Below are 2,665 nucleotides of genomic sequence, written 5' to 3'. Positions count from 1 at the left end.
GTCCTGTGACCAGGCCGGTCGCGCGGGCCCAGCACGAACCCTGCGCCGGACCGACCGGCTCTCGGGCAGACTCTTCACCGGGGGTGCCGGGGGTCGGGCGGTCCGCGGTGACGGCGGCCCGGCGGTGGCCGCGCGACGAGCTCGACGACGAGGAGACACGAGATGAGCACGGCAACGACGACGGACCCGCAGACCTCGGTGCCGAGGGACGCGGACGGTCACGACGTCATCCGGGTCCAGGGGGCCCGGTCGAACAACCTGCAGGACGTAAGCGTCGAGATCCCCAAGCGGCGCCTCACGGTGTTCACGGGGGTCTCGGGCTCGGGCAAGAGCTCGCTCGTGTTCGACACGGTCGCGGCGGAGTCGCAGCGCCTCATCAACGAGACGTACCCGGCGTTCCTCCAGGGCTTCATGCCGACGCTCGACCGCCCGGACGTCGACGTGCTCGAGGGCCTGACGACGGCGATCGTCGTGGACCAGGAGCGCCTCGGCGCCAACCCGCGCTCGACGGTCGGCACGGTGACGGACGCGAACGCGATCCTGCGCGTGCTGTTCAGCCGGTTCGGCGATCCGCAGGTCGGCCCGCCCACCGCGTTCTCGTTCAACGTCCCCGCGCGCAAGGCGAGCGGCATCATGACGTCGGCCACGGGCGAGAAGACGATCGTGCGCAACGCGATCTACCACGGCGGCATGTGCCCGCGGTGCGAGGGCCGCGGGTCCGTCTCCGACCTCGACCTCACGGAGATCTTCGACGACTCGAAGTCGCTCCTCGACGGCGCGATCAAGGTCCCGGGGTACACGGCCGACGGCTGGATGGTGCGCGGCTTCGTCGAGTCCGGGTTCTTCCCGGGCGACCGCCCGATCCGGGAGTTCACCGAGCAGCAGCGGCAGGACTTCCTCTACAAGGAGCCGACGAAGATCAAGGCGGCGGGTATGAACCTCACCTACGAGGGCCTCATCCCCAAGCTCCAGAAGGCGATGTTCTCCAAGGACGTCGACTCGCTCCAGCCGCACGTGCGCGCGTTCGTCGAGCGCGTGGCCACGTTCGCGCCGTGCCCCGACTGCGGCGGCACGCGGCTGTCGGAGTCGGCGCGGTCGTCGAAGATCCGCGGCGTCAACATCGCCGACCTGTGCGCCATGCAGATCACCGACCTCGCGGCGTGGATCCGCGAGCTCGACGACCCGAACATGGCCCCCGTCGTCACGGCGCTCGGCGACAACCTCGCGTCGTTCGTCGAGCTCGGGCTCGGGTACCTCAGCCTCGACCGGCCGTCCGGCACGCTGTCCGGGGGCGAGTCGCAGCGGATCAAGATGCTGCGCCACCTCGGGTCGTCGCTCACCGACGTCACGTACGTGTTCGACGAGCCGACGGTCGGGCTGCACCCGCACGACATCGACCGCATGAACCGCCTCCTGCTCCAGCTGCGCGACAAGGGCAACACGGTGCTCGTCGTCGAGCACAAGCCGGAGACGATCCGGGTCGCCGACCACGTCGTCGACCTCGGCCCCGGCGCGGGCACGGACGGCGGGCGCGTCATGTTCGAGGGCACGGTCGAGGGCCTGCGCGCGAGCGACACCGTCACGGGCCGCCACCTCGACGACCGCGTGTCCGTCAAGGACGACGTGCGCACCGCGACCGGCGCGCTGGAGATCCGCGGCGCGGACGCGCACAACCTGCAGGACGTGGACGTCGACGTCCCGCTCGGCGTGCTCGTCGTCGTCACGGGCGTCGCCGGCTCCGGCAAGAGCTCGCTCGTCGAGGGCTCGATCTCGCCGCGCGAGGGCGTCGTGACGATCGACCAGAGCGCGGTCAAGGGGTCGCGCCGCTCCAACCCCGCCACGTACACGGGCCTCCTGGAGCCGATCCGCAAGGCCTTCGCGAAGGCGAACGGGGTCAAGCCCGCGCTGTTCAGCGCCAACTCCGAGGGCGCGTGCCCCGAGTGCAAGGGCGCGGGCGTCATCTACACCGAGCTCGGCTTCATGGAGACGGTGTCCACGCCGTGCGAGGACTGCGGCGGGCGCCGGTTCCAGCCCGCGGTGCTCGACTACACGCTCGGCGGCCTGAGCATCGCCGACGTGCTCGACCTCCCGGTCGCGAAGGCCCGCGAGTTCTTCTCGTCCGGCGACGCGAAGGTCCCGGCGGCGAAGGCGATCCTCGAGCGGCTCGACGACGTGGGCCTCGGGTACGTGAGCCTCGGCCAGCCCCTCACGACGCTCTCGGGCGGCGAGCGCCAGCGCCTCAAGCTCGCGACGCACCTCGGCGAGAAGGGCGGCGTCATCGTGCTCGACGAGCCGACGACGGGCCTGCACCTCGCCGACGTGCGCAACCTCCTCGGCCTGCTCGACCGGATCGTGGACTCGGGCAAGTCCGTGATCGTCATCGAGCACCACCAGGCCGTCATGGCGCACGCCGACTGGATCGTCGACCTCGGCCCCGGTGCCGGGCACGACGGCGGTCGCGTCGTCTTCGAGGGCACGCCGGCCGACCTCGTGGCCGCGCGGTCCACGCTCACGGGCGAGCACCTCGCGGCGTACGTCGGCGCCTGACCCGACGCCGACCATGCGGTTTTTGGGCGGGCAGGGGGGGGGACGCGCCCCCACCCCCAGCGGGGGGCCCGGGGGTGTGGGGGGGGCCCCACGGTAACACCCCCGCGCGGGGACCCGG

General features: G+C 71.9%; 1 protein-coding gene. It reads left to right on the top strand.

Going from position 1 to position 2,665, the window contains the following annotated elements:
• Positions 1-162 precede the first annotated feature (162 nt).
• Positions 163-2,547 carry an ATP-binding cassette domain-containing protein gene (locus GYH36_RS18985; RefSeq protein WP_187308592.1) on the top strand — a complete coding sequence of 795 codons (2,385 nt, stop codon included), beginning with the start codon at positions 163-165 and terminating at the stop codon, positions 2,545-2,547.
• The last annotated feature ends 118 nt before the right edge of the window (positions 2,548-2,665 follow it).

The sequence above is a fragment of the Cellulosimicrobium composti genome, from assembly GCF_010287905.1.
Classification (GTDB): domain Bacteria; phylum Actinomycetota; class Actinomycetes; order Actinomycetales; family Cellulomonadaceae; genus Cellulosimicrobium; species Cellulosimicrobium composti.
Note: the sequence above shows the minus strand (reverse complement) of the source record. Positions and strands in the feature narration are given on the sequence as shown.